Origin of the sequence: Bacillus sp. VT 712 (assembly GCF_001614195.1) — a bacterium.
GTDB lineage: Bacteria > Bacillota > Bacilli > Bacillales > Bacillaceae_H > Priestia > Priestia flexa.
In genome coordinates this window covers 1-4454 of record NZ_LWBK01000074.1, presented here as the reverse complement: position 1 = coordinate 4454, position 4454 = coordinate 1, and the positions used below count along the sequence as shown (strand labels likewise).

6 protein-coding genes and 1 pseudogene are annotated in these 4454 nt (G+C 32.5%); 4 read left to right on the top strand and 3 right to left on the bottom strand.

Annotation, left to right across the window (positions count from 1 at the left end):
• The 4 genes and pseudogenes from A2U94_RS20975 to A2U94_RS19670 all read left to right on the top strand — a co-directional run.
• Positions 1-161, top strand: a 161-nt coding sequence (locus A2U94_RS20975) for a transposase domain-containing protein (RefSeq protein WP_197473421.1), incomplete at its 5' end; no start/stop codon positions are given.
• A 198-nt stretch (positions 162-359) separates the two neighbouring features.
• Positions 360-830 (top strand): GNAT family N-acetyltransferase, encoded by a 471-nt coding sequence (locus tag A2U94_RS19675; RefSeq protein ID WP_025907736.1) that lies wholly within the window; start codon positions 360-362, stop codon positions 828-830.
• A gap of 15 nt (positions 831-845) precedes the next feature.
• A pseudogene (locus A2U94_RS20970) lies at positions 846-1007 on the top strand (DUF255 domain-containing protein); the annotation flags it as partial.
• Positions 1008-1149: 142 nt separating this feature from the next.
• Complete coding sequence (locus A2U94_RS19670) at positions 1150-2655, top strand: recombinase family protein (RefSeq protein WP_062954785.1); 1506 nt, start codon at positions 1150-1152, stop codon at positions 2653-2655.
• A 56-nt stretch (positions 2656-2711) separates the two neighbouring features.
• On the opposite strand, the gene A2U94_RS21380 is transcribed toward A2U94_RS19670, so the two are convergent.
• The 3 genes from A2U94_RS21380 to A2U94_RS19660 form a co-directional block, all read right to left on the bottom strand.
• Positions 2712-2852 (bottom strand): hypothetical protein, encoded by a 141-nt coding sequence (locus A2U94_RS21380; RefSeq protein ID WP_156482306.1) that lies wholly within the window; start codon positions 2850-2852, stop codon positions 2712-2714.
• 122 nt (positions 2853-2974) lie between these two features.
• The gene (locus A2U94_RS19665) at positions 2975-3277 is read right to left on the bottom strand and encodes a hypothetical protein (RefSeq protein WP_062954783.1); all 303 of its coding nucleotides are present in this window, start codon (positions 3275-3277) and stop codon (positions 2975-2977) included.
• Between the two features lie 101 nt (positions 3278-3378).
• Positions 3379-4206, bottom strand: coding sequence for a YonV family putative phage-derived protein (locus A2U94_RS19660; RefSeq protein ID WP_502686071.1), 828 nt, complete (start codon positions 4204-4206; stop codon positions 3379-3381).
• Positions 4207-4454: the final 248 nt, after the last annotated feature.

Sequence of the window (4454 nt, the reverse complement as noted above, 5' to 3'; positions counted from 1 at the left end):
TGAGTTTGGCTGAAACGGCCAAAGCAAACGGAATTGATTTTTATCAGTACTTGGTAAAGCTGATGACGGAATTACCTAATATATCGTTTCATCAACACCCTGAGATTTTACATAATTACATGCCATGGTCAGAGAATATTCAAGCCACATGTGCAAAATAGCCAGCTAACTGAAAAAAATTCAGTTAGCTGGCCGTTCGTCGTGCGTACCGTGAAGGTGCGCTATTTTTTATATTTCGGGCTTACTACATATCAACAAGTACGGCTATTTAGAACAGAATCACTTTATTTTTTTAACGTTAAGAACCAGATAAGTTATAATGATAGAAAAGTAAAGAAGACAAACAGATGGAGGAATAAATGATTAAAGAAAATAGTGTGCTAAATAATCAACAAGCAAAAGCCATTTTAGCTTTACAAAAACGATCATACGAAGTTGAAGCATCAATTATTCGTAGTCGTCAGATTCCACCTTTGCAAGAAACGCTCCTCCACCTACAACAATCTAAAGAGATATTTTTGGGATACTACATAGAAGACACGTTAGCCGGCGTTATTTCGTTTAAAGTGCTGGGGAAAGAGTTAGATATTTACCGGTTGTTTATTGATCCTGCGCATTTTAAACAAGGAATTGCTCAAAAATTACTAGCCTTTGTAGAAAAAAACTATTCAGCTACTAAGATATCTGTTTCAACGGCTTCAAAGAATATGCCAGCTATTTGTCTTTATCAAAAGAAAGGCTTTTTCGTGATAAGAACTACAAAAATAAATGATGAGCTAACCCTAGTTCATTTGGAGAAAGTAATAGAAGGCGGTAAACTATCATTATAGAAAGAAGGTGTAAAGATGCAAAAATATACTAACGCACTGATTCATGAGAAATCTCCTTATCTGCTACAGCACGCACATAACCCAGTTAATTGGTATCCGTGGGGAGAAGAAGCCTTTGAAAAAGCCAGGCGTGAAAATAAGCCTGTATTTGTATCAATTGGATATAGCACTTGTCATTGATGGCACGTTTCTTAGACTAACCACAATTTAAATACTAATAAATGATAATTTAAGAGTCTGACTTTAAACGAAATTTCGTTTTAGGTATATAGACTATTTATAAAGTCATTTATATAGGATTCAAGGAGTGGCTAGGGAAATGAACTTTGATAATAAAATTAAAAATGTTGCTATATATCTTAGAAAGTCTCGAAATAATGATGGAGAAGAGACAGAAGCAACTTTACTAAAGCATAGAAATCGTTTGTTAGAAATTGCTAACAAACATAATTGGAAATATGAACTGTTTCAAGAGATTGGAAGCAGTATGAATGAAAATCGTCCAAAATACGTAGAAATGTGCAGAAAACTTAATTCAGGAATATTTGATGCAGTACTATCAGTTAATATGGCACGAGTAACGCGTGATGACATTGAAGTAAGCAGGTTTATGAAGCTGTTGCGAGAACAAGATATATATTTTATTACTGATAGTGAACGTCCTTATAATCTAAACGAATATGAGGATTTACAAGCTATAAAGTTTAACGGCTTTTTTGACTTTATGGAATACGAAGGTATTAAAGCACGTTTCAGAAAAGGCAAGAAAGATAGTGCTAAAATGGGCAGATGGTCAAATGGAGTTCCTAATTATGGTTATATTTACAATCCATTAGAAAAAAAGCTTGAAATAGATGAAAATAAAGCGGAAGCAGTCAGGTTAGCCTTTCAGCTAATTATAGATGACGTTGGTGTTGATAATATATCTATTGAATTGAATAAATTAGGTTATCGAACTAACCGAGGTAATCACTTTCACGGAAATACTGTAAAAAGAATGATACAATCTGAAATATATAAAGGGTGGATTGTATCAAATAAGTTAAAGGGTAGAAATGAATATCAAGGTAAGATTCGTCCTTCTGAAGAATGGATTATTGTAAAAGATGCACATCCGCCTATTATTGACGAAAAAACGTGGGATAAGGCTAATAAAGCTTTACAAGCAAGGAGAGAACTATCTCCACGTGCCAAACAGCGTAGACATGGGTTATCTAGTATTATTAAGTGTGCTAATTGTGGCAGAACACACTCAATTACTAATCGTAAAGACAGAAAAACGAATACTAAAGTATTTCAACCATGTAATAAAAAAGATAGGTTAGGTGTTACATGCAGTAACAGGGGATTCAATTATAATGCCATGATGACACTAATTATTTCTAGAATATCTGAACATAGAGAAGAAATTAAAGCGTTATTAGAAAGTTACCAAGAAGATTCGGTTATAATTAATTCTAAAGAAGTAAAATTAAAAAAGTTGGATACAGAAATTAAAAAAGTACAAAAAGCTTTAGATTTAATCCAGTTACAATTAGAAGAAGGTTTAATTGACATGGAAATGTTTAAAATGCGTACAAGGACGCGTAACGAAGAATTAGTTAACCTTCAGAATGAGTTCAGTCAAGTATCAGATACCACTAAAGAAGATGAGGCTAAAAGTATTTCTAATTATTTAGAACGATTAGAACGGTTTTTAAATGAATGGCAGCGTCTTGATGATGAAAAATTAAATAAAGGGTTGCTAACGTTTATAGATAAGATAATCTGGAGTTTTCCGAAAGGGGAAGGGGTGCAGCCTACCTTAGAGATATTTTGGAAATAATAACTTACACAAATAAAAAGAGTGCTAAGATTTCAGCACTCTTTTTTATTTTTATATTACTTCGTCGCTTCTATAATTCCTTCGACTATTAAAGTAAGATTTGGCTGATTGGCTTCTTTTACAACAACGGATATATTTTTATCTTTAAAATCAACTGTTTGTGTAATAAAAGTAAAGTGATTGCTTTTTATAGGCATAATTTTATTTCCTTTCAACTATTAATTTTCTTCGTATCCATGCCTATAACGTAGAAAAGGGGATTTTCAGACGATATATAATATAAAAGCTTGCTACCATCATTGGTAACAAGCGAAGATTTTTAAATATTTAATGGCGAAGCACCAGAAATAAATTCTTTTTCTAAAGCAGAATCTAAATGTTCGTTTCCGGTTTGGTAACCATCCTCTATATATTTTTTTGTGAAGTTATATAGAAATGTAGCATTATCTGTTTCAGCATTTAAATCTCGTTCATGTATTTGTAATATTAAATTACTTAAAGCCACTTCTTGTCCTTTGAGTAAGGCCATATGATGTTGATTGTAATAACCTCGGTACATTAAATGAAATATATGACCTTGATTCTCAAGAAAATCTTGTATAACCAATTCTTTAATATCCAAAAATATCACTCCAATTCAATATGCTTGCCTGTATCATTCTATATCTTTGTGCTAAAACCTTCTTTTATAAAAAATAAAGGCGTATCGTATCACTACCATTTTTATTTATCGCTATCTAGGTAATCTTTTAAAATCGTTCTCATTCTTTTGCTTGGAATATATAAATTAACAGGTTTTCCAGTTCTAATGCGACTTCTCCAAATCCACTGAAGTAGTTCTGATAGTGCCCATAAATCTTGATTGACTTCGATACCCTTAGAACGGAAAAATTTATATTTATGAGGCTTCATAAAGCGATTAATGACATAGGCTAAAGCTTGTTTATGTTGATAATCATTTGTAGCACGTGCATTATGTGCCACAAAACAAGGCCTTTTTGAGGTGCCGCTGTATCCTTTGTCTTTTAGTTCTCCTCTATAAACTTTATAACAAGTCCACATATTTAGCTGAGAAGACGTACGTGTATTATTTTTGAAATAAGTGCTGATATTCTTTTTCATTTTTTTTAAAAGTAACGCATTCTTCCCATACCACGATAATGAAAGACTGTTTGGGTTGTCTCCTATAGAGTTTAAATTGCCTTCATATATATTTATTAGAGACTTAATCTGTTCTTTGTTATAGGGGTCCTTCTCTTCATGATTAACTAATGTATAAACACCGTCTACTGTTCGTGCTACAGCTTTATAAGAGTAGTTAAGCTGATGCATATCATAATAGTATCTCTGTTCCTGTGCTTCAAATAAGTAGGTTAAAACGTACACTTGTTTAAAAGATTTAAATACCTCGACTGGAAATGTCCAAAATAAGATGGTGTTTTCAAAATAAATCAGGTTTTCTGTTTTACATACCATTTTTAACTCATCATACTTTGTATCTTGATATTTACTTTCATCGTTCCAATGAACAGTTCCATCATGTTTATCTATATCCTGAATTATTCATACCCAAATACAAAATCCCACAGGAAAGGCGATTTATCGGCTTTCCTGTGGGATTCTCTTTTTCACTAAAAAAATGAAAAAAGAATCCATTTCTGTTAAGGTTAAATCGACTAAGAACTAACCAAAAGAAAGGATTCTTCTCATGATTAGATTACCGCAAACAACACTTCATTTCAATCACCAACTCAAATTAACTCACGATGGAGGCGAACTTTCTTCCGATACTGGCCAAT

Coding starts and splice junctions, on each gene's coding strand:
- A2U94_RS19675 (WP_025907736.1), top strand. CDS start 360: ATGATTAAAGAAAATAGTGTGCTAAATAATCAACAAGCAAAAGCCATT.
- A2U94_RS19670 (WP_062954785.1), top strand. CDS start 1,150: ATGAACTTTGATAATAAAATTAAAAATGTTGCTATATATCTTAGAAAG.
- A2U94_RS21380 (WP_156482306.1), bottom strand. CDS start 2,852: ATGCCTATAAAAAGCAATCACTTTACTTTTATTACACAAACAGTTGAT.